Raw genomic sequence first — 24,446 nt, 5'->3', positions numbered from 1 at the left:
CATGCCTATGATGCAAGTACATTCGCGCGAACAACAAAAGTATATTATAGTATACTATTTTTAACAAGAAGTATTTTATAGTAAACCATATCTCATCTAAAAACAAAAATACAACTCTGAATCCCATCATGGAATTCGGAGTTGTATGTAATAAGAGGAATTTTCGATTTTTAGAAACCATATTTTAAGGAGATATGGAGTACGGTTTCACTATCCGTAGGATTCGTATAAGAGTGAGCATAATCTGCACGAAAACTCATCGTATCATATTGATTCAATGTGTAAATCTCTCCGTTGACTTGTATTTCAATGGAACCCGTCATGACGGTCGCAATTTCCGTTGTATTCACATGATGACCTTCAGGGTAATACGAGCTATTGGGCTGTAAGTATGCCCGACACATTTCAATATCGTTGCTTTTAAAGACAGGTTCAATGACCCAATTTTTTTGACCATTAGAAAATCGCAGTCCTTCCCCTGCTCGATACAGACTAACAGGTTCTTCTGATTTGAACAAAGCCAATAGCGGTAAAGATATGCCTTTTGAAATTTTCCATATCATCCCCAACGTTGGATTTGTCTCTCCACGTTCGATATTCCCAAGAGTAAGTTTGCTGACGCCCGTTAACTCCGCTAAGTCGTCCAAGCTCATGTTTTTTTCTTTTCTGTACTTTTTCAAGGCACCGCCGATTTGTAATACAATTTGTTTGGAGTCATCGATTTCTTCCATTTGATATTCACCTCAATAAAAAACAGTTATAGTGATCTAGATTCTATGACATTCATTTCTTTAGTTCATTCTATACAGTATATTGTTTATCTGGATTCTTTTCCATACGGCTAACTGGAGCAGCCCAAGCTGTTTGCCGAGCAGTCGAATGTCGTTTGATGAAAAAGCCAAGAAGGCGATCTTCACCCTCTTGGCTTTTTCCCATATCCCTAATATCAGCGGTATCGGCTGAAGAATGACCGGATGTCGGGAATCAGAAGATCCGGCGCATCCATAGCGGCAAAGTGGGTGCCGCGCTCAAACTCCGACCAGTGCACAATATTGGTATTGTCGCGTTCGGCAAACCGTTTGATCGATTTGAAATCATCGCCGAACACGGCCACTCCTGTCGGAGTCGTATTCGGTCCTTGCGATTCCTGCTGCTGATGCGCGTTCTCGTAATATAACCGGGCGGACGATTCCGCCGTATTGGTCAACCAGTACAGAGTGACATTCGTCAGGAGTGCATCCCTGTCAATAAAATCCACATGATCGCCGAAACCGTTAAATAACTCGGCTATCCATGAGAGCTGGCCTGCCGGCGAATCCGCAAGTCCGTAGGAAAGCGTCTGCGGCCGGGTGGATTGGATCGAATTAAAGCCCGCCCGTTCATGAAAATTCGCCAGGAATTGAAGCCGCTTCTGATCATCCTCCGATAAATCCACCATCTCGGCAGGATCTCCAGAAGGGAAGGAAAATAACTGCAGCACGTGTATGCCGCGCAGACCTTCCGGCTTTTGTATACCAAGCTCTCTGGACACGAGTGCACCGCAGTCGCTGCCGTGTGATCCGTACTCTGTATATCCCAAACGTTTCATTAACGTATCCCATGCCTTTGCAATGCGGGCAATATTCCAGCCGGAGCCGAGCGCCGGACCCGAGAAGCCGAATCCGGGAACGGAAGGGATGACGAGATGGAATGCGTTCGCCGGATCGCCGCCGTGGCTGCGCGGATCGCTAAGCGGACCGATTAATTCCAAAAACTCCACAATCGAACTCGGCCAAGCGTGGGTAAGCAGTAAAGGAAATGCATCTGGCTCCGGTGAGCGAACATGCATGAAATGGATCTGGGCTCCGTCGATTGTCGTTGTAAACTGCGGGTACTCGTTCAATTGCGCCTCGTATTTCCGCCAATCATACTCATTCTGCCAGTAGGACGCCAACTCTTTGATGTAGTCGAGTGAAATGCCGTATTTCCAGCCGGCCCCGTTCATCGTTTCAGGCCACCGCGTCCGGGACAGACGATACCGAAGATCATCAAGATCATCCTGTGGCACGGCGATATGGAAAGGATGGATCGCTTCACTTACCTCGTAACAATTCGGGTTAACTGTAGTCATTTCATTTTCCTCCTCAAATGGGTTGGCGTTTGTCTTGCTTACATTACTAATATTAGACCACCCACCTTGACAGCATTATGTCAGGGTACTGCAGGAGGCAAAACATTTTAAAAATAAAAAAGCCGCCCTCGGGCGACTCCTTACCTAAAGCCATGGTTCCATTTCGCAGCTGCTTCATTTCATATAGCGATATTCCAGGAGATTCTTCAAATTGGATATTTTCTGCTGCAGCTTCTCCCCGACGTTGGTTTCCCTCACCAGCTTCCGCTCCAGTTCTTTGTCCACCAGTCTTTTTACAGACAATACGTCCGTTCCGTTACATAACACATCTTCTCTGGAGTTGAATTTCTGATGGGCGACAAGCTGCATGCCAAAAGAATTGTACAGCAACGTATATCCGGCAATGCCCGTTGTGGACTGATAAGCTTTGGAAAAACCGCCGTCGATGACGACCATTTTCCCGCCTGCTTTAACCGGGTTCTCTCCACGAATTTCTCTAACCGGCGTGTGTCCGTTAATAATATGTCCATGATCCGGATTCAGTCCGAAATCCAGCAGGATTTTCCGGCAGATCTCCTCATGTTCACGTAAATGGTAGTAAGGGTTCTTTCTCTCCTTATGGGTTTCTTTATCTTGGATAAAGTAACGTTCAAAGGTGGTCATTTCTCTTTTTCCAAAGAGCGAGGAACATTCCCCTGTCCAGATGTACCACACCATATCCGTAGCCAAATCATCCGTCTCTTCCGGATGTGCGAAGGCGTAACGTAAATAATATTCAAAAACGTCGAGCAGCTGACGGCCTGAATACAGTTGGTCTTCAATCTGCATTTCTTCCATGTTTCCTTCTTCGTCCAAAGGAATACAGCCGTGGATGAGCAAATTCCCGTTGTATTTTAAATAAAGGCTGCCCTTTTTCATCAGAAAATTCATATGTCTGGCCAGCTTTTCGGAATGCTGAACGGAGAACAGCAGCTTCTCCAGCACCTGCTGCTCTTCCTCTAACAATTGTTCAGGCTGCTCCGGGTTTACCGTTGCGAAACAGGTGTTTTCCAGCGGGTAAGTTTTTCCGCCAATGTTGATTTCATTGTTGTCATAATCGATTTTCTCCAGCAAAAGCCTTTCAGACATATTAAAGTAAGGGCGTCTCTTGATAATCGGGATTTCAAGCTTAAACTGGATCATGGCAATGGCTTGATGAATTTTAGTAATCTGCACAATTTCCGACTCCGATACGTTGTGGTCAGCTTGCAGCTTCGGTCTGAAGGCCGGATTGTCATCATAGTACTTCTCCGCCAAGTTCAGCAGTGGGCGAAGATTGATTCCGTATACGTCTTCGATGATGTCCAGATTGTCGTATCTGGCGCAGATCCGGATAATATTCGCAAGGCAGACCAGGGAACCCGAATAGGCGCCGATCCATAGGGCATCATGGTTCCCCCACTGGATGTCTACTGAATGGTAGTTGATCAGGGTGTCCATAATTTTATCCGGTTCCGGCCCGCGGTCATAAATATCTCCGACCACATGAAGATGGTCAACCACCAGGCGCTGGGTCGTATAAGCAAGGCCGATAATAAGCTTGTCCGCCTGCCCCAAGGAGATAATTTGCCGGTATATTTCCTCATAATAAGGATCCTTATTGTGGGTCAAATCCGTTTTGTACAGAAGCTCTTCAACAATATATACAAACCGCTCCGGCAGAGCTTTACGCAATTTCGAGCGCGTGTATTTGGAAGAGGCATAAGAAATGAGCTTAAGCATGTGTTCGATCGTTTGTCGATACCACCGGTTCAAGGCTTGTTTATTGCACAAATCTCCTTTAACCAGCTGTATTTTTTCTTCCGGATAATAAACTAATGCCGCAAAATCACTGATTTCTTGATCCGTCCATTCCTCACGGAACAAATCTTTGATTTTCTCTTTGACGGTACCCGAACCGTTTCTGAGTACATGCTGAAAAGCCTGGAACTCTCCATGCAAATCACTGACAAAATGCTCGGTTCCCTTGGGGAGGTTGGAGATCGCTTCAAGGTTGATGATCTCGGTGATCACTTTTTCTTCCGTATCATATTGCTGGGCCAATAAATCTAGAAACTGCGCATCCAAAACAGATGTCCCCCTTCAAGGAAAAATGATGATGTATAAGTTTTTTTAAGCTGGCGGCGTACCGTTATGCTTAGTGTAGACAATAAAAGGAAAAACATGACGTTTCCCTGTTCCCTTGGTATTATGCTAACAGCTTTGCCTTTGGTGGATCAAATTTGCATGAAAAAGAAATAGACCGCCCTTTACCAAGGTTTGCGGTCTATCACTTGTGATCAGCACTGCGGCCTGAGCCTGCTCCCTCTGGGCACCGCGGACTCCGGTTGGTCGCTTTTCAGGAACGCGTGTCAATTGCGGCGAGCCGTCCGCTCTATGCCATCAGCGATTTCTTCGTACAGTTGATGCGGCAAGTCGTGTCCCATGCCCTCAACCAACATGAGTTCGGCACCCGGGATGGCCGAAGCCGTGTCCTCGCCACACGCCGGCACGAACATGGGATCGTCCACCCCATGAATGACAAGTGCGGGTACTTTGATCGTTGCCAGCCGTGGACGACGGTCACCGGAGACAGCGATCGCAGCAATTTGTCGCCCGACACTGCCTGGATCGTAGGCTCGCCGGACTTCCTCCAGAATAAGTGCCCGATAAGCGTCCTCTTCAAACGGATAGCCAGTACCGGCAATGCGTTTGGCAAAAGAGAGGCTGTGCGCCAAAAATCCTGCTTCATCCTCAAAGGGGTTCGGCGCCGGTTGAGTCATCATCGCCATGACATCCGGGGAAGTTGGCGGAAGGGCGGGATTACCGGAACTGGACATGATGGAAGTGAGTGATAAAACCCGGTCAGGGTACTCACTGGCTGCAATCTGGGCGATCATTCCGCCCATCGACCTGCCAACGAAATGTGCCCGGTCAATGGAAAGGGCGTCGAGCAGTCCGATAGCATCGTTGGCCATGTCGTCGAGAGTATAAGGGATATCCGGCCGCTGTCCCGACATGAGAGCAGCCGCCAGCGCGTCAAAATCCAGCGTCTGGTAATGGCTAAAGTGTGTCGAGCAACCCACGTCGCGATTGTCAAAGCGGATCACGCGAAAGCCCCGCGCTGCCAATAGTTCACAAAACGGAACCGTCCATCGGATCATCTGGGTTCCAAGCCCGGCGATTAAGATGATCGCCTCGTCATTTTCGTTGCCAAAACTGTCATAGGCCAAATCAATGCCATTGACTTTCAAAGTGTTCATCATGATGTTCTCCTCCATCCACATGCTTTCATTCAGGAGCTCTCTTTAGGGAATGCATTAGCGGATAATTTTTTGATATGGTCTCTGATATCAGGTGCCCAGTCATCGATAAAGTGGTAAAAACGATCCACATCACCAGCATACAGTGCCCGCAGCGCTTCCTCGTAATGATGAAAGTTCCCGGCCATGGCTGTCATAAAGTAATATGTCGCTTCCTGGGACTCCCGTCTTTTGCTCTGTTCTCCTCCAGCATGGCGAGCCTCATCAATGAGTTTTCGTAATGTTACCGAAGCCCCTCCAGGTTGACTCTTTAGCCATTCCCAATGCCGTGGCAATAACGTAACCTCACCGGATACAACCCCCAGCTTGGGTCGGCCGACCCGCCGTGCAGGCTGATGATCCACTTCTGTATCGGGAGGCAAGTCACCGAACTGTTCTCCTAATCGATTGAGCACGTCGTCTGTCTTCCCGCGAAAATCAACATCGATTTGCTTCCCCGAGGTATCGTCAAATATAAGCAGCTGTGTGAGGTCCCTGTCATCCAGAGTATCCTTTACCGTAGAAACTACGTGCTGTAGCGAACCACTGGCGACGACTCTCACACCCAAAAATGCCGTGCAGTATAATCGCGTTAGGTCATTTCCCATGCCTGTATCTCCTTCTCTGATTTCTTCACTAATTATACCCGGGTAAAAATAGATAAGTCAATATTGCCCGGGTAAAATAATTTTTGTCGCTCGCCCTGGTCGTTTATCCAAACACGAAGAAGCCAAGAAAGGTCAAACTCCCTTCTTGGCTTTATCCATTTTTTAAGCATTATCTGGTTTCAGATTTCAGCTTATCAATATATTCTTTACCTTCTAACAGGGAAAAGCCTAAAGTTTCTTTTGCTTTTTTAATGGCTTTTACGTCTTCACCCTCTTTTATCAACTGACGAAGTTCATCATTTATTGGATGTTCAGGCAGTCCCGATTGTTGGGTTAACTGGTTTATCTGTAGAACTACCAACGTTCTACCCCCTCCGCTAAAGTCTTTGACCCGCTCACGAATATCTCTTAAGCCTTCCGAACCGAAGGCGAGTAAAATACGTCGCCATGCATATGCTGAATGTTGTCCCAGTTGCCCGGATTGGTCGTGTCTGGAGAGCGGTGCTCCAAAATGGCCTGATAGAGTTCCGTTTTTTGTTCCAAATGGGCAATGTGCCGCTGGGCTTCTTCGAGCTTAACGCGCGCGGCTTCTTTATGTTCCATGATGAGTTTGTAGCGCTGTGGAATAGACGAGTCCCCTTCGAGACAGAGATCGATGTACGTTTTGATGACTTCAATCGGCATCCCGGATTGCTTAAGGCATTTGACGCCAAGCAGCCAGTTGATCGATTCTTCGTCGAACATCCGAATGTTGTTTTTATCGCGCTGTACGCTCGGCACCAGACCTTTATCCGTATAAAAGCGCACGGCGTGCTCGGTAAGTCCCGTGATCAAAGCGGCTTCTTTGACCGTATGCATGGTAATCCCCCTTGGAAAATAAATAATTTTTGATAGAGGCTTGCCTTCGTGTTACACGAAGGTAGTAGGCTTATTGTAAAGCAAACCGGCCGTAAGCGGAAGCCCCGCTGAGGTGCCCGATTCCCGGGATTCGCGGCCGTTTGCCGTTTTACACTTAAACCATGGGAGGAATGACAATGCAAACCGTGACTTTAAATAACGGAGTACAAATGCCGATCATCGGCTTCGGTGTCTATCAAATTCCCGATGCAGAAGAATGCGAGAATGCGGTATATGAAGCGCTGATGGCCGGTTACCGCCTGATCGACACCGCCTCCGGTTATCTGAATGAGGAAGCGGTCGGACGCGCGATTAAGCGCAGCGGCGTACCGCGTGAGGAGCTGTTCATCACGACCAAGCTCTGGGTTCAGGATGCTGGCTACGAGAGCGCCAAACTGGCTTTTGCCAAGTCCCTGAAAAAGCTGCAGCTCGACTATCTCGATCTATACCTGATTCACCAGCCGTTTGGCGATTACTACGGCGCTTGGCGCGCGATGGAGGATCTGTACCGCGAAGGCAAAATCAAGGCGATTGGGGTCAGCAATTTCCTGCCCGACCGACTAATGGACCTTATTGTGCATAACGAAGTCGTGCCCGCCGTCAACCAGGTCGAAACGCATCCGTTCTACCACCAGATCGAGAGCGCCGCTTTTATGAAAGAACAGGGAGTACAGCACCAGTCGTGGTCACCGTTCGCTGAAGGACGCAACAATCTGTTTAGCAACGAAGTGCTGACCTCGATCGCGGAAAAATACAACAAGTCCGTCGCCCAGGTCGTGCTGCGCTGGCTTGTTCAGCGTGAAGTTGTTGTCATTCCCAAATCGGTGAAAAAAGAACGTATCGTCGAAAATTTCAACATTTTCGATTTTGAGTTAAGCGCGGACGATATCGAACAAATTTCTACCCTCGATACGAGAGGAAGTCTTTTCTTATCGTACCGAGATCCGGAAGTCGCCAAAATGATGGGCAACTGGAAAATCGATCTGTAACCCTTAGTTTAGGCTCTCCTCTACCGCCACTACACCACAAAAGCCAAGAAGGTGTGATGTCCACCCTCTTGGCTTTTCCCATTCCTCGAAATAAGGGATCCTCTGACTGCCGCTACAGCCGGAGAATCCCTATGAAAGTAACGTGCCCTTTAGGCCGCTGAGTCAACCGCACAACTAAGCTGGAACGTAGGTCAACCTGATCACCTTCTCGCCAATTCGATCGCTTGCCACGAGGCGCAGCGGCGGCCGCGGACCGGCGAAGAACGGCTTGCCGTGACCCAGCACGACTGGATGGAGATAGAGTCGATACTCATCAACGAGACCGAGCTCCGTTAGACTGTGGGCCAACTCCGGCCCGGCAACTTCAATCTCCCCTTCATGCTGAGCCTTCAGCCCACGTATGGCCGCTGCGAGGTCGCCCTCGATCAGAGAAGCGTTCGGACCGACGGACTTTAACGTCCTCGACACCACCCACTTCGGTTTGCTTTGCCACGCCGCCGCGTATTCCCGTTCCGGCGCATCCCATTCCAAATGGTCTTCGTCCCAATACCGCATGGTCTCGTACATGCGGCGCCCGTACAGACAGCCCTCCAGGCCGCGCACGTCGTCGATGAAATGACGGAATAGCACGGGGTCGGGCTGAAATGCCGGGTGGTCGTGGTCGACGTATCCGTCCAGAGACTGGTTCAATGCGAAAACGATCTTTGCCATGCGACTATCTCTCCTCCCTTGTTTTCTCGCACATTCATCATCAAGATTACACGTTCCATATGCAGCCTCCTTTATGTGCCTCCTTTATGTCTGCATTTTATCATCCAACAGCATGTCCGGTTTCTCATGGATTGCTAATGTGCACAGTCCTGGCCTGACCGAATACATACCGGTTTCGTTCCGGCTTTTCCCGATCGGATGAGGTTAGCGGACAGCAGCATCCCCGTAATCACAATAACGCCGCCAACAACCTGGGAGACCAGTAATGCCTGGCCTGTCATCACAGACAGGATCGCCGTGAAAATCGGCATCAGATTCATCGTGATCCCGGCTTTGCCCGGTCCAAGCGCCTTGACTCCCTGGTTCCAGAACAGGAACGAACCGATGGATGGGAACAAACCCAGATAGATGACCCCGGTAATGCCGATTGCAGTAATATGCCCGGTTTGCAAAGGCTCTTCAAATGATTGCTGCAGGCGAAGGCTTGGCCGTCATGCCTGAGCTGTCCCTGTTGGACCTGCCTTCGGGCCTCTCAAACGCATCTCACCAGCAGCCTACCGGGATATTCACATCGTCTCCGGTCCTGTGGAGGACTGTCCCATTGCGGTCAAAACCTTTATCGAGACCGCCCAGAAATTGTTTTCCATTCAGGCAGAGCATGAACCCTTGATTAAACTATAGTTAACCTGCCGTTAGTTCAGCAAAAACGAATGTTAAAACGCTACTGACATACTGTTGTCAGTAGCGTTTTTTTATACTCGGAGTATGTAACCGTAAGAAATGGGAGATCAATACGAAGGTTTATGACCCAAAATGATAATATACGGTTCTGTATCACGGATTATAGGAAGGATGGTTTTTCATGAATTTTGCTTCTGTACGCATCATTACCGACGACTTGGATCGTCTTGTCGGGTTTTATGAGAAAGTCATGGGCGTGTCGGCGGAACGCCCCGCGCCCGTCTTCGCCGAAATCGTTGGGTCATCGTGCACCCTGGCGATCGGCCACTCCCAGACGGTGCAGCTGTTCGGTGCTGGTTCCGCCGTGGCAGCCGACAATCACACAGTCATCCTCGAGTTCCGTGTCGACGATGTCGATGCAGAATACGAACGCTTGAAGCCGTTTGTCAGCGAGTGGGTCAAGGAACCAACCACGATGCCGTGGGGGAACCGTGCGGTGCTGTTTCGGGATCCCGACGGCAACCTGATTAACCTCTTCACGCCAGTGACGGAGGAAGCGATCAAACGGTTCAGCGGCAGGTCGTAAACGGATAGTTGAAGTGAGTGAGACGAATTATGCAGTTCGTTGACTAATACTTACAAATTCGATCACGATATCATTTTATTTTGAACCGGCCCCTTCCGCCAAAACGGCAGAGGGGCTTTTGCTTTATGTCAGCAAACTCTTTTTGACAGGTCGAGTATCTGTATCAAAAACAATTAACCATATCACGAAAAATCAAAAGAAAACGAGCTGGGTTTACTTACAACCCTATGCACGATTGAAAATAAACGTGTGGCAATATCGCCTTTAACATTAAGTTTATACCCGCCTCGAACTCTATCCACAAAGCCGAGTTCAATACAATCTACGATTACCTGGTTAAAATTCATATCCACGGGCAGGCGAGAGCGAAGTATCGATTCTTCGACGGGTGTGAAGTCTGGCTGTAAACTTTCATTATTAAGCAATAATTCATAGATAACAGTAATAATATCGGCAGGCAAAATATTCATTGGAAATTCTACCGATTCATGCATTGCATCCGCAGCTTCGTTCAAGAAAAGTGTCGTTGCGATACAAACCAATCTATCTTTTGCCCACAAACCTAATCCTGTTGGACCTAACTGGACTTGAGTTAACGATGGGTGTGATGCTGATGACTGTTCATTGTGAGAAGTTGCAGCAATCACCTCCCCCAGAAAATTAATTTTTTCCTCTTGCGTCGTCTTCCGAAGTTCCATTGTTATTTGAGGCAGCATGGCTTGCAAATTGCTGACTCTTCCGAGCAGGTAGTCTGTGGTGCAATCAAAAACGTTGGCCAACTCTGTTAAAAGAGAAATATCGGGCAAGGAGTCTCCTTTTTCCCATTTGGAAACGGCTTGTGCCGAAACATTTAGAAGCAGTCCTAATTTTTCTTGAGTCATACTTTTGCTGTGACGAAGCTGACTGATTCTTTCGCCGACGTGATTAGCATCCGGTACCATGATTTAACACACCTCCCAAATTTATAAATTGATTATAGCCGATTTGGATCTTGATGATATCGAGGCGTAATTTGATAACTAAACCACGGGTTGGATTTCTAAAACGCTGGTTGAAACTAACTCACCGGCACTCCGCCGACTCCGCATACTCATCAGGCTTGATGCCTTCATACCGCGTGAAGGCGCGTTTGAAGGAATACACATTTTCGTACCCCACCGTGCGTGCGACGTGATCGATACCGCAGCTTCGCTCCCGGAGCAGCTCTTTCGCCTTCTCCATCCGCAGACGGCATACATAATCATAGAAGTTGATGCCGGTCACCTCTTTGAATATTTTGGACACCTTCGATAGGGACATATGATACATCTCCGCCAGCTGCTTTAACGAAATGTCCGCGCTCGAATAGTTGTCATTCACATATTGCAGCAGTTCGGTGCCGGCCGACACGGCCGAAGACGTGTTGGCATACCGCTTCCGCTCGCAAATGAGCGTGCCGACTTCAAACATATAGCTCCACATCTCGTCGATGTTCGCCGCTTTGGCCCGGCTGCAAAATTGCTTCGTGTAGATATCCGTATCCAGATTCAGCTCATGCAGCACCCGCAGCATCGTTTCCATCAGCAAGGAGAGCAGCCGGCTCACACTGGCCTCGGCCAGCTCACGCTTGTCGTTCTCGGCATGGATTTCATGCAAAATTTGCAGGGACGTATCCAGGTTCCCGATCTTGAGGTTATTGATGAGCTGCACTTCCCAATCCGTCGGATAATAATAATCGACACCGGCCTGTATCGTCTCCTCCTGCAGCACCTGAAAATGCTCACGCGAGAATATGGTATAACGCAGCCTTTCATTGGCCGTGTAATACGATTTGCTGATGCCGACCAGCCCTTGCTCAACCCCTCCGTATAAAATATCGGGATGAAATCCACTCAGCCGCTCGATTTCGCCGGCCATTTCAGCAGCGATGCGCTCCAGCATATCATCGTCTCCAAACGGCTGCCCGGAGGACACGATCATCGCCTTGTCTGCGTTCGTAACCTCGAACAGCGCATAGTCCAGCCCGTAACGGCTCATCGCTTTTTCCACGATCACCATCATCAGCATTTCGATCTTCCGGATTTTCTCGAAGTCGGAAAAGTCGCGAATAGCGTGGAAGCTGACAAGCATCGTGCAGTAATACATGTCCTCGGTATAACCGATCCCCAGTTTGCCCAGCTCGTTCTTCTGCTGATCGTCCATAAAATATCCCTTGAGCAGGCGAAGATACAAATTCGACTTGGCGGCATTTTCGTAATCCTGCATCGATTGCTGAAGCTTGCGGTTTTCGTGCAGCAGCCGGTCGAACGATTTTTCGATAAAGTTGTATTCGGAACCCGTCACTTTGCCGTTTCGGGATTCCTCGACCCGCGCCGTGGCGCTCAGCTTATTCAGCAGAGCCCCGAGCGGACGGTAACTGATTTTGGCCAGCAGATAAGCCATTAACGCGCCAATAACGATGGATATCAGGATGGCTGCCAGCGAGCTGAACAAATTGCCGATGCCGATGACGCTGCTGTCCGTGTAGGCGATCGCATACTGCACATCACTGGCCTCCGAAGACAAATGAATGGGGTAGGAAGCCGTGCCGCCGCGAGCTGCCGGATCATTCTTGACCTGGCTATAAATCAGCGCATCCCGGGACGTCATAACGATCTCCTGCGATTCAATCCCTCCAAACTGGTGCATATAATCAGAAAAGTAAGCGCTATCAATAAACAATACCAAAACCGCGCGCGGATGATTCACCACCTCCAGGCTTTGCAGCACAGGGATCACGCGCTTATCGCTGCCCCACAGCTTCATGCTGGCCGGCGGCAGGATGGTAAAATACTGCTGCTGCGCAAAGGAGCTCTGCAGCTGCTGCTCGGCAGCTTCGTCGAATGCGACAATCGATTGGAAAAATTCCTTCAGCGGGAACAGCCCCCATGAAGTCATCGCCTTCTGCTGCTCTGGGAACACCACCATGCCAAAAGAAAGAATCCCCTGCGAACTCACGCTATTGCCAAGACTGGTGCGGATGTCCAGCATTTTGGTAATATCGAATTCCTGATCGTATACATTCGTATCCTGCATCAGCTTCTTCACCCAGGATTCGTTGCTCAGCGTTTTGCCCAAGGTTTTGAGCTCATTCAGTTTATTGTCGACCAGATCGGCGATCCGCTTGGCGTCCAAAGCATGTTCCTCATGCTGCCGGCGTTTCTCCTCGACGATGTTCCGCTGCACGTTTAATGCGCTGAACACAATAATCGGGATGATCAAAATCGCGGTATAAGACAACAGAATTTTACGAAACGTGCCGCTTCCGAAGCTGCCATTGCGCACGGGCTACCCCTCCCCATTAGATATGCAAAAACAGGAAAACAGCAGAGCCTCCAAAGCGAATTGGAGCCTGCCATTTTCCAAAGCCATACGGTTACAGTCAACGTTACTGGATGCTGTTGTATCTGTCGAGCAATTGCTGGTCGATCTCCAGCAGCTGGTCCAGCCCCAGCTTTTTCAGATCGGCCATATATTGATCCCAGTTGTCGAGCGATTTTTGCCCTAAAGCCAGCTTGGTCGCAAGCTCCGTGGAATACGTGTTCAGGTTGGTCAAAATCTTCGTTTTCGCTTCCAGCTGCTGATCGTCGGGAATCGCCAAATAGTTGTCGTTCATATTGACGAAATACGGCTTGTATTTCAGGATATTGAGCTCGTTGTCGGCTTTGTATTTCGGTACGCCGGACAGCTCAAACTCGAGGTTGGCGAACTGAACCCGCGGGAACACCGTATCGCCGAACAGCCGGAGTCCGGGAACCTGGCCCGTTTTGGCCAGCTCTTCGTCCGAGGCGTTGTTGATGAATACATTCGCGCCGCTCTCATCCTTTTTATAGGTTTGCCCTTCGATTCCCCAATACAGAAGCTCCGCATACTTATCCGAATAGATCGTGTCAAAATACTTGATCGCCGCTTCTACGTTTTTGCTGTCTTTCGTAATCGCGTATTTCTGCCACACCAGAAACGGCGGCTCAATTTGGGCTGCTGGGGCAATGCCGTCTACAGCTTGAAGCGGCATAAGAGGTAGATATTCCCCGCCCCCCTTGATCGTCGGCTCCAGATACGTCTCCAGATTGTAATCTCCTGTGGAAGCAACCTGGTTCTCCGTCATCTTCTGCTGCTTCTGCTCCCCTGTCGCCCCGATCAGGCTGGTGTCGAGCACGCCTTCCTTCACCAGCTGCTGCAGGTAGCGGAAGTAATCCTTGATGCCGTCCTGGTACCACGGGGAGACGACCTTCTTGTTCTCCACATCCACGGAAGAAATGCTGGTCCCCAGCCCAAACCACTGCGCGATCGGTCCCGAGAAAGAGCCCGGATCGTAGACGAGCACCTCATCCTTTTGCCCGTTGCCGTTGGCGTCTTTATCGCGCATCGTCTTCAGCGTTTGCAAGTATTCCTCCGCACTTGTCGGAACCGGAAGGCTCAGCTTATCGAGCCAGTCCTTGCGGAGCAGCATCGTTAAGGAGACCGGAGCCGGATCGGTGCCTTGATACGTTTTTTTGTGCAGATCGCTGAACCAGTACATTTTCCCGTCCGACGTCGTGGTCGTCTTTTTCGCATACGGGAACTCCTGCTCATACATCTTCTTGATGTTGCCGTTGCTGTACTTCTCGATCAGCGGATTCAGGTCCAGCAGCACACCCTGCTTCGCCAGATTGAGCACCGTCGTATTGTCCAGCGCCGAAATGTTGACGATATCCGGAAGGTTGGAGCCGGACGCCATCCGCGTTTTGATGACAACGTTGTACTGCTCGTTCGGAACGAGCTCGTAATCGAGCTGCAGGTTCGCATCGGTCAGCAGCTTGTCGACTTCCTTCCAGACCGGATACTTCTCCCTGTCCTCGAATTTGATGAACTTGTTCGAACCCGTCGGCCCGAGAAGCCGCAGCTTGGCGGACTGCTGCCCGGCCGGGGCGTTGCTGTCAGCTTCCTCTGGTTTACCGTCCCCACCACTGCAAGCGGCTACAGAAGCAATGAGAACAACGGCGACGATGGCGGACATGAACGGTTTTTTCCTTTTTTTCATACAACTCTTCCCCCTTCGGATGGCCTCAGCCTATTCCTTTAATGAACCCAGCAGCGCTCCCTTGATGAAATACTTCTGAAAGAACGGATATGTAAAAATGACGGGCAACGTCGTAAAGACGATGATGGCGTATTTCAGCTGGATGTTTGAGAGCATGTTGGCGACCGCATTTTTCGCATCCTCCATCGACAGCATCTTCAAATCAACCGACTGCTGGACCACGACCCGGTACAGGTACATTTGCAGCGGATGCAGCTTCTCATTCGGCAAATACACGAGTGCGTCGAACCAGCTGTTCCAGATGCCGACGACCGAATAAATGGCGATGACCGCGAGAATCGGCTTGGATATCGGTATAATGACCCGGAATAGCAGCTGCAAATGGGATGCGCCGTCGATAAAGGCCGACTCCTTCAGCCCGTCCGGAATGTTGGCAAAGAAGGTCCGCACCAGGATGATATTCCAAATGCTGACCATCCCCGGAATGATGACCGCGAACATCGTGTCATACAGTCCGAGCTTGTTCACCAGCAGGTAGGACGGAATGAGACCGCCTCCAAAATACATCGGAATCAGCAGGTACGATACGACCCATTTCCTGCCCATGAGATTGCGGACGGTGAGCGGGTAGGCGCCGAGCACGGCTGTCAGACAGTTCAAAATCGTCCCCGCACTCACATAGATCAACGTATTGGAATAAGCCCACCACATTTTCGTATCGCTGACGATCAGCTTGTACGAATCGAGGAAGAATCCTTTCGGATACCAGAACACATTCATGGCCGCGACTTCCGTCGGATTGCTGATGGACATAATGATCACGAAATAAAAAGGATACAGCGTGATTAAGCAAAGGGCGAGCGCCAGCGCGTACAACACGACGTCGACGACAACCGAGCCTTGCTTGATGGTGTTCGGATTTCTTTTGACCAAGGCGGCCATGGGACTCCCCCTTACCATAAGGCGTAATCGGAATATTTACGGCTGAGCGTATTGGCTGTGTACAGCAGCGTGAAATTGATGATCGAGATAAACAATCCCACGGCCGTTCCTGCGCTGAAATTGCCGCCCAGCAGGCCGTCGCGGTACAAATACGTGCCGATGACGTCGGCCGTCTCGTACACCATCGGGTTATAGATGAGCAAAATAAACTCGCTGTTAGCCGACAGCAAATTACCGATCGCAAATATCAGCAGGATAAAAATCGTCGGCCGGATGGCCGGCAGCGTAATATGGAGCATTTGCTTGAAGCGGTTGGCCCCGTCCATCTTCGCGGCTTCGTACTGATGCGGGTCCACGGAGGACATGGCGGCCAAATATAAAATGCTGCTCCACCCAAACGACTTCCAGATGCTCGTAATCGTATAAATCGCCGGAAAATACCCCGGCTCCGTATTCAGCGCCACCGGCGTGCCGCCGAACAGCTTGACGATGGCGTTCACGATGCCGTCTGTATTGATAAAAGACAACACCATCCCCGCCACGACCACATTCGAAATAAAATGGGGCAAATAGCTTGCCGTCTGCACGTATTTTTTAAATACGCCGCTTTTGAGTTCATTCAGCAGCAGCGCAAACAGGATCGGCACCCAAAAGCCAAACACCAGAAAATAAAAGCTGAGCAAAAACGTGTTCCGCATCAATCGCCCGAAATACGGGCCGTTAAAAAAGTCGATGAAATGCTGAAAGCCGACCCAATCCGTTCCGTGCAGGGATAAAAACGGTTTGCCCGGGTAGTAATTCTGAAACGCGATCAGAATCCCGTACATCGGAATGTAGCTGAAAATAAAAATGTGAACCAGAACGGGAAGCATTATTAAGTACAGCTGGAGGTTGTCACGCACTCGAAAAGATTTTCGCTGATTCGGCTGACGAATGGCTCTCATGATCTTCCCCTTCCCTGATGATCTCGACGGAACTTGCAGGCCCGCTTCCGCATGGACTCATGATATGCCGAGCCCCGGATTTCAGGCAAGCAACATTTTTTGATGGGGTGCGCAATATTTTCGGGGGTGGGGAAGATGGGTGGTGGAAGGCGGGAAAGGCCGGTGGTGCGGGGATTTTCGAGGTGGTCGGGCTCATGGTTAAACAAAAAAAGAAGCCACCAAAATTGGTGACTTTGTGAGAGAATCAGATCGTTATTTCCGCTGCTTGGCATAGAAGTAAACCACCATTGAAACCAGCGTGATGGTCACTAATACCTTGACTACATTAAAAATAGTGCTCACGCTCGAAAACTCAAAGACCGTTAAAAAGACAGTCCCATTCGTCGGACCAGCAGCCCAGGCTAAATTCACCAGCAAAATGCTTAAGCAGATGGTTACGATCATGACTAACAAAGATATTTTTGTTAAAAAGTTTTCTTTTTCATTCTTAAATATAAAAATGAGCGAAAATAAATAAGCAGATCATCAGAAAAATAAGATACATCGTATCCACCCCAAACCTAAATTATGGTAGTAACCAATGTCATAGTCTTCGTCTAGGGATCAAATGCGTAAACATCCTGGTGAACCGCCCTTCTTGTTAAGGGGTCAAAATTTCAACTCCATCGACATACCAGGATTTCGAATTTCTTTTAGATTTTAAATCCATGACAACGTAAGAACCATTGGCCTTCTCCCAATAAACTAAAGCCCGTGACTTTTTTGGATTTATCAGTAATGCCGACATATAATCGCCTACGTCAAGATTAGCTCTCCGCTCCTCACTATAATAAGCCTCTAGAAAAGAAGAACGTTTTTGCATAGAAAAAGTAGATATCATTTCATAAAATTGAGCAAAATCGATAAACGTCCATTTTGACAAATCATCGTCTTTGCTATTGATTCCAAATGCCCTTCCCTCACTGCTCAGTATGATCTCACGACCTTGGGTCCATGATTGAGTTAAACGATCTTGAACCGCTTGCGCAAGAGCCTCATCTTCGGGACTTACATTTGGAAAAAGAGAAGGAAGAGCATCGCTTGCATATACACTTGTCCCTGTGATCAAAACAAGAACAGCAAATGTAAGAATTATAAATCTTCTATTTATTTTTCTCATGATTAGCCCCTTTACTTAAAAATATGAACCAGCCATCAATTCAGATAGCCATTTAATGTTTCATGTAGTTCTTTTCCTCAGGGATGTCTACAATAACCCCTTTGTTCCCATCTGCTTCACCTAGCTGTATGGCCTTTCCTTGCTCATTGATAATGCCATAAAATACAGCTGCGATAGCTCCAATGTTTTTATAATATATAAAAGACCCCTTCACGCTTGGCCGCTCCCCTATTTCTTGAACAATTTTATACGGAAAGAAAGGAAGACCCTTATTCTCAACAATATCGTAAGTTGTTTCAGCAGCCCATATCTGAACCGCCTTTCCTTGCTGCACTTTATAATAATCGATTCGATTTTCCTCTTTCACAAAATACTCATCCGCTCTTCCTACAGGGAAATAGCAGACTACCGTCATTAATCCACCCGCATTAATCTGGTCCTTTAAGCTCACACGAGGTAGAGAGAGGACCCGGATTCGCTCCAAGGTTAGAGCACTTTTAGCATGACTACTTACCGTTGATCTCCCAACTGTTACTGTTTGAGTCTTTGCATCCCATGCCACCGGTTCACCCAACGCCTCTCCAACGAATCTTACAGGGACCATAACCCTTCCATTCTCTATCTGGGCAGGCTGTGCTAATGGAGTCCCCTCATCTCCGATAATCCCATACTTTTCGTTAACCTTGACCGTGATCATGACTTTTCGATATGAGATCCTAACCTGTTTGCGGGTATTGTCCCAAGACATATTGAGATTGCTTAGACCAAGCTTTCCAATGATATTGATCGGTACCAGCACGGTTCCCTTCTTTAAGTAAGGTGCAACATCCGAGGAAATGGGGCCGTTCTTCCCGATCAACTTGATGCTAGAAGCCAATGCCTGATTATGTCCACCAAAGACCATGGAAATCCCCAGTGCTGCAGTTGCGAATAATGTTAGTGTCTTAAACTTTCTCAGTTTGCTCTCTCCTTTCACACCGGAGGTAAATTCTCCTTAATATGTAAGACACTTTATGTTTATAAATTGTTTCATAAAATCTGTAGGGATTGTCTAAAAAGAGAGGTATCTTATCTATTCCTTATTTTTCAAAAACAGAATGGTATGTTTCAGAGGGTAAGTGAAGTCTTTTGCTGGCCTAGTCAGGACGTGGCTTCCCGGGGTACATCGCATGAAGTTCGAGGCCGTGAATCCTGGAATAAGTCGGCCAACCCGCAGACGGGGGGACGGTCGCAACCGTGCCCGTGTATGCCAGCAAGCACATCGATATTCAAGTGGTGTATAGCTGGTGAGATTTTATTTTTTTAGCAGAGGGATGTGGAACTTAATGGCGGATAAAGAAATACTTTTCCGGATAGGAGCTCGTCTTCTTGTTCTGAGTACAGAAAGAGGATTTAGCGCAAGAGGCTTTCGAAGAAAAAGGTGGATTTCACTTTCATATTAAATCGGACAGATTGAACTAGAAGGAAAGAACGCTTTTCTATTGAATCTTGTAAAGATTGCGGAGGCATTAGAGGTAGATATATCAATTCTTAATCTATACTAATTTAGAAAGTAGCGAAGAGTTGCAAGCTGAGACTCAAGAAATAACGAATATACTCAACCAACAAAGTTCTCTGCAATTGCTATGACGAAGAATGTGCTAAAAGCGCTTTTTAATCATAAGTAGTAACTTACTTAGCCAATAAAGCTGATTGGAATTTCCGATCAGTTTTATTGGCTAAGTATCAATTTTTTGATAATAAGATAGGGTCTAAAAACAACCACTTTATTATTTCTGGTACTATGATGTAAAAAATTAATTAGCTCGTCTTCTAACCAATCTCAATTTATTCTCTTTTTTATTTTTTTCTAACTTACTTAAAGAAATATCTTCTATATGATTAATTAAATTTAGAACTCTTTGTCTTTTTAAAGTCATTAGGTCGTCAGTAATATGTTTGATTCCTGCCAATAGATACACTAAAAAAATAAGAAGAATGAAATGAATAACCAATAAAAAAATTGCAGTGTTAACATTTACGCCTTTAAATAGCACGATTTCAAACTGTGTCCACACAGGAAGAAACAGAACAATAAACAGACCAGGCAAGAAAAATATTGTTGGCTTTAAACTCTCTGCTCTTTTACTAAGTTGTTCGATAAGTTTATCCAATTGTCTTTCAGAATTTAATTGACTTTCACATAAATAATTTTTGATCTGATTTTGAATATAGTTATAATATTGATTATCCGAGCTCCAAAGCATCGTATGTATCACAATTTTATATTTATCATTAATTATTTGCTTAGCTTTTTGATTTAATTTGTAAGTAGCAAATATCGAAATTAAAATTCCGGCAGATATAAATAATATATTTTTATATATTATAGAGAGAATAAGTCCGACAATAAAAAAGCACAAAGCTATCCAAAAGAATAGGTCCCACCCCTTCATATATTTAAAAACTAATGATTTTGCACTCAGCTTATTTGAAAAATAATCAATCAATTCATCAGCCATACATTCATCCCCTTATTAAAATCTTGGATTACAACATTTTGAGGTATCATTCTTCTTCGAGTTGAAAATGTTCCGTGAGACGTTCAATCGCAAACTGGTTTCTCAACTTACAAGCAGAATTTTGGTTCGCAAACATGCCTTTCTCCCAGATGGCCTCCTGCTTAGGAACCGTTTTGAGCCATTCTACGCGTACGACGTATTCGCACAGATCGGGATCATCGACATCCTTATCCATTTTGACATGTAAGTCCGTTTCCAGCAGCGGCACGCTTCCGCCATCGATCTCGACCAGAAAATCCTTGATCGGCACGACCTCATCTGTAACGATACCAACTCCCACGTATCCCACTTTAGGAATACACACAAAAACTCTGGCACCTGGCTTCAGGAGGTTCAGCGTATTGCTGTACCACTTCCCTTGCCCTGCCGATATAAAGCCATATTTTCTACAATCCTCCCAATTCCGGTGAATGCCGTCTCCTAAGGACACATAATAATCTTTGCCGTTCCATGGGGCTTTTCCCGTTTTGAGAGTGGACACGCTGGAAGACTTAGCCTCCACTTTGTGGGGATCAATGAGCCAATTCCTGGCAAGATATTCGTTATCCCCGTCTTTAAAATAATGAAAAAAGAGTGCATTTACAGGCACGCCAAAGCCCGTGAGGTAGTCAATGATTCTTTCCGTTGCCGGGTCAAGCTCAGCAGAAACGATGATCAATTGATGAGATTCGTTTAAAGCTTCCGGAAAGTCAGTCTGAAAATGATCCACAAAATCCTGCTCCAACTGCCTGCCTGAATTTTTCTCGCTATAGATTTCGATGATTTTCGTATAAGTTAACTGTTGAACCCACGATGCATAATCCAATGTTTGGGCCACGACTTCCCGTGGGGTTTTGTTACGCTTGAGCTCGATCACGAACAAATTCCCTTCGGAGTTCATGGCCAGGATATCAATGAATTTGCCAAACGCTGTGAGGATCTGTCTCCCTATTAGCATTAAGGACGGATCGATAATGCTAATATCATGAGTAATGACATCCTCAAGCTTACGCTCGGTCTCTATACTGGAAAAATGAATTCTTTCAACCGCTCCGTTAATTTTCCAGACTCCTAGTTCGATGGGCATAAGAACGCTCCTTTCCGATTAATAGGGATACCACATTTGAAACGCTCCTATAGAAATATTAAAAATATACTTATTAGAAAATCCTATTGTTATTGTAACAACTTTAAAACACCTTCAGGTTGCAGATTGGTTTGAGCTAACATAGCTTGGGATGCTTGAAAAAGGATATTACTCTTTGTAAACTCCATCATCTCTTTTGCCATATCAATGTCTCTAATTCGGGATTCTGCTGCAGTTAAATTAACTTTGTAATTCGAAACATTGTTATATACGTGTTCTAAAGCATTTTGGTAAACACCGAATTTCGCGCGTTTTGATGATACGATTGCCAATGCTTTATCAATATTGGAGATGGCTGATTCAGCGCCTTGTCTAGTGGAGAGATTAATTTCATGAATACCAAGTGCTGAAGTCGTAACATTAGATAGTTCAATCGTAAAGGCCTCTCCTGAATTCGCACCTACTTGCAAATTCAATACATCATTTCTCTTTTGATTTGTTTTTTCATCAATGATTTTAAAGTTAGATATGGTATAACTACTACCATTCATTTCTCTTTCAAACTTTAGCTTTCCATTTTCATTAACAGCGATTATACCTGCACTAATTTTTTCGAAACCCTTATTTAATGAATCGATTAAGTCGTTAGACGAATATGTACCCGAATCTAGAGTAATCGTCTTTTTAATAAACTCATCAATAGTAAATTCCCACTCATTTTGACCATTTTCTATTGTCAATCCATTGGTAATATCAATATTAGTTTTAAGATAACTCGTTGTGGTCGGGGTCCATACATCACCAGGTTTAGCAGAACGTATAAACAGGGGATTAAGCGCATTTCCTGACACTAATTGAATTGCATTATCTGAACCACTAAAGTTATGTTTTAGTGCTAGCTTATAATGTTCATTGCCAGGACCAGAGCTCACATTTACCCCAATTGGACCAGTAAAAGACGCTGTAATGTTGGCACTTACCTTTGTAAATTGATTATTTAATTCTGCAACAAGCTCATCCCTACTATACGCACCCTCTGCTAGCACAATTGTTTTATAAACCCCATTCTCTGTAAAGTTAAGAGTATCGTTTATACCTTTTTTCACTTCGTAACCTACAGAAAAATCAGCTTCTCTTCCCCAGACCTCATAAGTTCCAGAATAAGTTTCTTCCTGTGTAAATATTTCATTAAATGCCGTTCCTTCAACTTCTATTGTATGGTCTCCTGAAATTTGACTAGTGAGTAATGTTCTCATATGAGTATCGTCCCATTCACTATAAACATCAGATAATTTCACAGCAGCACCTTGAGCTGTGAGTTTCAGATTTATATCATCGTATAGAGCTGTAGAAGAGCCATAATAAAATCCCGCTGTAATTTTAATGGAGTAAGAAGTTCCATCGAACTTTATAGTCAACTCATCGTTGACACCAGAAATAATTTCTATGCCTTTAGCGTTATGAATATTGTCACTATTTCCAATTAAAGTTGAGCTAGTAAGGGAATTTTTATTTTCTCCTGTATATTTGGAAAAGCTTATTGAACCAGAATTTGTATCAGGCGAGTAGTCATTAACATTTAATAAATGAATTCCATTAAAATGAGTATTGTTGGCAATATCATTTATCCCTTGCTGGATCTCTTCAACTTCCATTTGAATCATACTTCTATCTGCATCAGTTAGTGTACCGTTGGAAGCCTGTACAGCTAGTTCTCTTAACCTTTGAAGGTTATGATCTTGTATCGTTCCTAATGCACCTTCTGCTGTTTGAATTAATGAAATACCATCTTGTATATTTCGCTCCGCCTGACCTAGTCCACGAATCTGTGCCCTCATTTTTTCTGAAATAGCTAAGCCAGCTGCATCATCTGCTGCCTTATTAATTCTCAAGCCAGTAGAAAGCTTTTCTAAGGAACTCGCCGAGGATTTATTATTTTTATTTAGCTTGTTTGTTGTATTCAATGCCGAAATATTGTGAGCTATTCTCATCTTGTCTTCACCCGTAATATACATCGGTATATTCCCATAATTTCATAAATTACAATTTATATCTAAATTTATAGAAACTAAGTTCTTAGTTCACCACATACGTCTAAATAAAATCGATACTATATACCCAAATTCTACCACACCCCATCAAATAGGCCTATAGAATTATGAATATATCTTTTGATCTATAAGGAAAGCTGACTTGCAAGAGAAGAGTCCCGGAATGAGGTCCTGCCAAATATGAAATGAACCTTGTGATGATCGCCTCCAGCAAAGCAGCCCCTCGGCTGTTTTCTTTTTATCATCATTACCGCTTTATCAAGCAAATTGGGATTCTAAAGGATGAATTAGGGGATGTGATGGTGCTCTTCCAAGCTATGGCTTAGAATTTTTCTAGATAAACGAGCTAATACATCGTCCACTCTACTTAGCACTCTCTTAAGATGAGTAATTTGGATTTGTTGAAGGAGAGCAGTATCTTTGAAGCTTGCCAGAAAATGAATAGACTGAATAAACATCACAGTATCCAAATCAGGGCCAGTCTTTTCGTCTGTAAGCCGAGCTAAGTCCTCAAGGGATAGTGAATGAGGAAGAGAAGTCAAATTGTTTTCTTTTACATACAGCGCCATCAACATGGACTCCAATGCTCGATAACCTAACACAATGCAAATATGAGCTGAGGATTGGTATATCAAACGAAATGCCGAATCCATATAAATCTGTGAGCGATCAAGTAATTTATTAATAATTCTCGCCTGAACAGCCACGTTTCTCTGTAAGCTTGACGTCTTATTCATCGTATCCGTGCCATTATCCATTGAGGTTGAATGCTTATCCACA

22 protein-coding genes are annotated in these 24,446 nt (G+C 46.2%); 2 read left to right on the top strand and 20 right to left on the bottom strand.

The features are described from left to right. Window positions 1-170: 170 nt before the first annotated feature. From C7820_RS27170 to C7820_RS27140, 7 genes are all read right to left on the bottom strand, one after another. Window positions 171-731 (bottom strand): helix-turn-helix domain-containing protein, encoded by a 561-nt coding sequence (locus tag C7820_RS27170; protein ID WP_116233678.1) that lies wholly within the window; start codon window positions 729-731, stop codon window positions 171-173. Between the two features lie 215 nt (window positions 732-946). Continuing rightward, the gene (locus C7820_RS27165) at window positions 947-2,110 is read right to left on the bottom strand and encodes an epoxide hydrolase family protein (RefSeq protein ID WP_116233677.1); all 1,164 of its coding nucleotides are present in this window, start codon (window positions 2,108-2,110) and stop codon (window positions 947-949) included. A gap of 174 nt (window positions 2,111-2,284) precedes the next feature. Further along, window positions 2,285-4,216: a fructose-1,6-bisphosphatase gene (locus C7820_RS27160; protein WP_116233676.1), complete on the bottom strand. Its 1,932-nt coding sequence runs from the start codon at window positions 4,214-4,216 to the stop codon at window positions 2,285-2,287. A gap of 284 nt (window positions 4,217-4,500) precedes the next feature. Beyond that, complete coding sequence (locus C7820_RS27155) at window positions 4,501-5,391, bottom strand: alpha/beta fold hydrolase (RefSeq protein ID WP_116233942.1); 891 nt, start codon at window positions 5,389-5,391, stop codon at window positions 4,501-4,503. A 32-nt stretch (window positions 5,392-5,423) separates the two neighbouring features. Beyond that, the gene (locus C7820_RS27150; RefSeq protein WP_116233675.1) at window positions 5,424-6,038 is read right to left on the bottom strand and encodes a DUF2239 family protein; all 615 of its coding nucleotides are present in this window, start codon (window positions 6,036-6,038) and stop codon (window positions 5,424-5,426) included. A 169-nt stretch (window positions 6,039-6,207) separates the two neighbouring features. After that, a complete protein-coding gene (locus C7820_RS27145; RefSeq protein ID WP_116233674.1) occupies window positions 6,208-6,399 on the bottom strand; it encodes a hypothetical protein in 192 nt (63 codons plus the stop codon). Between the two features lie 47 nt (window positions 6,400-6,446). Then, entirely contained in the window at window positions 6,447-6,896 is a 450-nt protein-coding gene (locus tag C7820_RS27140) for a MerR family transcriptional regulator (RefSeq protein ID WP_076173961.1), read from the bottom strand. A 176-nt stretch (window positions 6,897-7,072) separates the two neighbouring features. Here C7820_RS27140 and C7820_RS27135 point away from each other — a divergent pair, with 176 nt between their 5' ends. After that, on the top strand, window positions 7,073-7,924 hold the full coding sequence (locus C7820_RS27135; protein WP_116233673.1) for an aldo/keto reductase: 852 nt from the start codon (window positions 7,073-7,075) through the stop codon (window positions 7,922-7,924). A 174-nt stretch (window positions 7,925-8,098) separates the two neighbouring features. On the opposite strand, the gene C7820_RS27130 is transcribed toward C7820_RS27135, so the two are convergent. Both C7820_RS27130 and C7820_RS27125 read right to left on the bottom strand, forming a co-directional pair. Continuing rightward, window positions 8,099-8,635, bottom strand: coding sequence for a dihydrofolate reductase family protein (locus tag C7820_RS27130; RefSeq protein ID WP_116233672.1), 537 nt, complete (start codon window positions 8,633-8,635; stop codon window positions 8,099-8,101). Window positions 8,636-8,769: 134 nt separating this feature from the next. Then, entirely contained in the window at window positions 8,770-9,087 is a 318-nt protein-coding gene (locus C7820_RS27125) for a DMT family transporter (protein ID WP_258875461.1), read from the bottom strand. A 410-nt stretch (window positions 9,088-9,497) separates the two neighbouring features. Here C7820_RS27125 and C7820_RS27120 point away from each other — a divergent pair, with 410 nt between their 5' ends. Further along, the gene (locus tag C7820_RS27120) at window positions 9,498-9,902 is read left to right on the top strand and encodes a VOC family protein (RefSeq protein WP_116233671.1); all 405 of its coding nucleotides are present in this window, start codon (window positions 9,498-9,500) and stop codon (window positions 9,900-9,902) included. A gap of 182 nt (window positions 9,903-10,084) precedes the next feature. On the opposite strand, the gene C7820_RS27115 is transcribed toward C7820_RS27120, so the two are convergent. The 11 genes from C7820_RS27115 to C7820_RS27055 form a co-directional block, all read right to left on the bottom strand. Beyond that, window positions 10,085-10,843: a helix-turn-helix domain-containing protein gene (locus C7820_RS27115; RefSeq protein ID WP_116233670.1), complete on the bottom strand. Its 759-nt coding sequence runs from the start codon at window positions 10,841-10,843 to the stop codon at window positions 10,085-10,087. 121 nt (window positions 10,844-10,964) lie between these two features. Then, window positions 10,965-13,205, bottom strand: coding sequence for a helix-turn-helix transcriptional regulator (locus C7820_RS27110; protein WP_116233669.1), 2,241 nt, complete (start codon window positions 13,203-13,205; stop codon window positions 10,965-10,967). A gap of 103 nt (window positions 13,206-13,308) precedes the next feature. Further along, complete coding sequence (locus C7820_RS27105) at window positions 13,309-14,943, bottom strand: extracellular solute-binding protein (protein ID WP_116233668.1); 1,635 nt, start codon at window positions 14,941-14,943, stop codon at window positions 13,309-13,311. Window positions 14,944-14,973: 30 nt separating this feature from the next. After that, complete coding sequence (locus C7820_RS27100; protein WP_076176628.1) at window positions 14,974-15,885, bottom strand: carbohydrate ABC transporter permease; 912 nt, start codon at window positions 15,883-15,885, stop codon at window positions 14,974-14,976. Between the two features lie 11 nt (window positions 15,886-15,896). After that, a complete protein-coding gene (locus C7820_RS27095) occupies window positions 15,897-16,829 on the bottom strand; it encodes an ABC transporter permease (protein WP_076176627.1) in 933 nt (310 codons plus the stop codon). Between the two features lie 640 nt (window positions 16,830-17,469). Next, entirely contained in the window at window positions 17,470-17,988 is a 519-nt protein-coding gene (locus C7820_RS27080; RefSeq protein ID WP_116233665.1) for a hypothetical protein, read from the bottom strand. Window positions 17,989-18,040: 52 nt separating this feature from the next. Continuing rightward, window positions 18,041-18,964, bottom strand: a complete 924-nt coding sequence (locus C7820_RS27075; RefSeq protein ID WP_116233664.1) for a copper amine oxidase N-terminal domain-containing protein — start codon at window positions 18,962-18,964, stop codon at window positions 18,041-18,043. A gap of 820 nt (window positions 18,965-19,784) precedes the next feature. Further along, a complete protein-coding gene (locus C7820_RS27070) occupies window positions 19,785-20,489 on the bottom strand; it encodes a hypothetical protein (protein ID WP_116233663.1) in 705 nt (234 codons plus the stop codon). Window positions 20,490-20,535: 46 nt separating this feature from the next. Then, window positions 20,536-21,615: an endonuclease NucS domain-containing protein gene (locus C7820_RS27065; protein ID WP_116233662.1), complete on the bottom strand. Its 1,080-nt coding sequence runs from the start codon at window positions 21,613-21,615 to the stop codon at window positions 20,536-20,538. Window positions 21,616-21,704: 89 nt separating this feature from the next. Then, complete coding sequence (locus C7820_RS34060; RefSeq protein ID WP_181909214.1) at window positions 21,705-23,630, bottom strand: flagellin N-terminal helical domain-containing protein; 1,926 nt, start codon at window positions 23,628-23,630, stop codon at window positions 21,705-21,707. 323 nt (window positions 23,631-23,953) lie between these two features. Continuing rightward, window positions 23,954-24,445, bottom strand: coding sequence for a hypothetical protein (locus tag C7820_RS27055; protein WP_116233661.1), 492 nt, complete (start codon window positions 24,443-24,445; stop codon window positions 23,954-23,956). Window position 24,446: the final 1 nt, after the last annotated feature.

Origin of the sequence: Paenibacillus sp. VMFN-D1, assembly GCF_003386155.1 — a bacterium.
Taxonomy (GTDB): domain Bacteria; phylum Bacillota; class Bacilli; order Paenibacillales; family Paenibacillaceae; genus Paenibacillus_AQ; species Paenibacillus_AQ favisporus.
This window is presented reverse-complemented; position numbering and strand designations above follow the sequence as displayed.

What these genes read in the sequence shown, in the direction of transcription:
- C7820_RS27170 (WP_116233678.1), bottom strand. Translation starts at nt 731, where the DNA reads ATGGAAGAAATCGATGACTCCAAACAAATTGTATTACAAATCGGCGGT.
- C7820_RS27165 (WP_116233677.1), bottom strand. Translation starts at nt 2,110, where the DNA reads ATGACTACAGTTAACCCGAATTGTTACGAGGTAAGTGAAGCGATCCAT.
- C7820_RS27155 (WP_116233942.1), bottom strand. Translation starts at nt 5,391, where the DNA reads ATGAACACTTTGAAAGTCAATGGCATTGATTTGGCCTATGACAGTTTT.
- C7820_RS27150 (WP_116233675.1), bottom strand. Translation starts at nt 6,038, where the DNA reads ATGGGAAATGACCTAACGCGATTATACTGCACGGCATTTTTGGGTGTG.
- C7820_RS27140 (WP_076173961.1), bottom strand. Translation starts at nt 6,896, where the DNA reads ATGCATACGGTCAAAGAAGCCGCTTTGATCACGGGACTTACCGAGCAC.
- C7820_RS27135 (WP_116233673.1), top strand. Translation starts at nt 7,073, where the DNA reads ATGCAAACCGTGACTTTAAATAACGGAGTACAAATGCCGATCATCGGC.
- C7820_RS27130 (WP_116233672.1), bottom strand. Translation starts at nt 8,635, where the DNA reads ATGGCAAAGATCGTTTTCGCATTGAACCAGTCTCTGGACGGATACGTC.
- C7820_RS27120 (WP_116233671.1), top strand. Translation starts at nt 9,498, where the DNA reads ATGAATTTTGCTTCTGTACGCATCATTACCGACGACTTGGATCGTCTT.
- C7820_RS27115 (WP_116233670.1), bottom strand. Translation starts at nt 10,843, where the DNA reads ATGGTACCGGATGCTAATCACGTCGGCGAAAGAATCAGTCAGCTTCGT.
- C7820_RS27105 (WP_116233668.1), bottom strand. Translation starts at nt 14,943, where the DNA reads ATGAAAAAAAGGAAAAAACCGTTCATGTCCGCCATCGTCGCCGTTGTT.
- C7820_RS27100 (WP_076176628.1), bottom strand. Translation starts at nt 15,885, where the DNA reads ATGGCCGCCTTGGTCAAAAGAAATCCGAACACCATCAAGCAAGGCTCG.
- C7820_RS27095 (WP_076176627.1), bottom strand. Translation starts at nt 16,829, where the DNA reads ATGAGAGCCATTCGTCAGCCGAATCAGCGAAAATCTTTTCGAGTGCGT.
- C7820_RS27080 (WP_116233665.1), bottom strand. Translation starts at nt 17,988, where the DNA reads ATGAGAAAAATAAATAGAAGATTTATAATTCTTACATTTGCTGTTCTT.
- C7820_RS27070 (WP_116233663.1), bottom strand. Translation starts at nt 20,489, where the DNA reads ATGGCTGATGAATTGATTGATTATTTTTCAAATAAGCTGAGTGCAAAA.
- C7820_RS27065 (WP_116233662.1), bottom strand. Translation starts at nt 21,615, where the DNA reads ATGCCCATCGAACTAGGAGTCTGGAAAATTAACGGAGCGGTTGAAAGA.
- C7820_RS34060 (WP_181909214.1), bottom strand. Translation starts at nt 23,630, where the DNA reads ATGTATATTACGGGTGAAGACAAGATGAGAATAGCTCACAATATTTCG.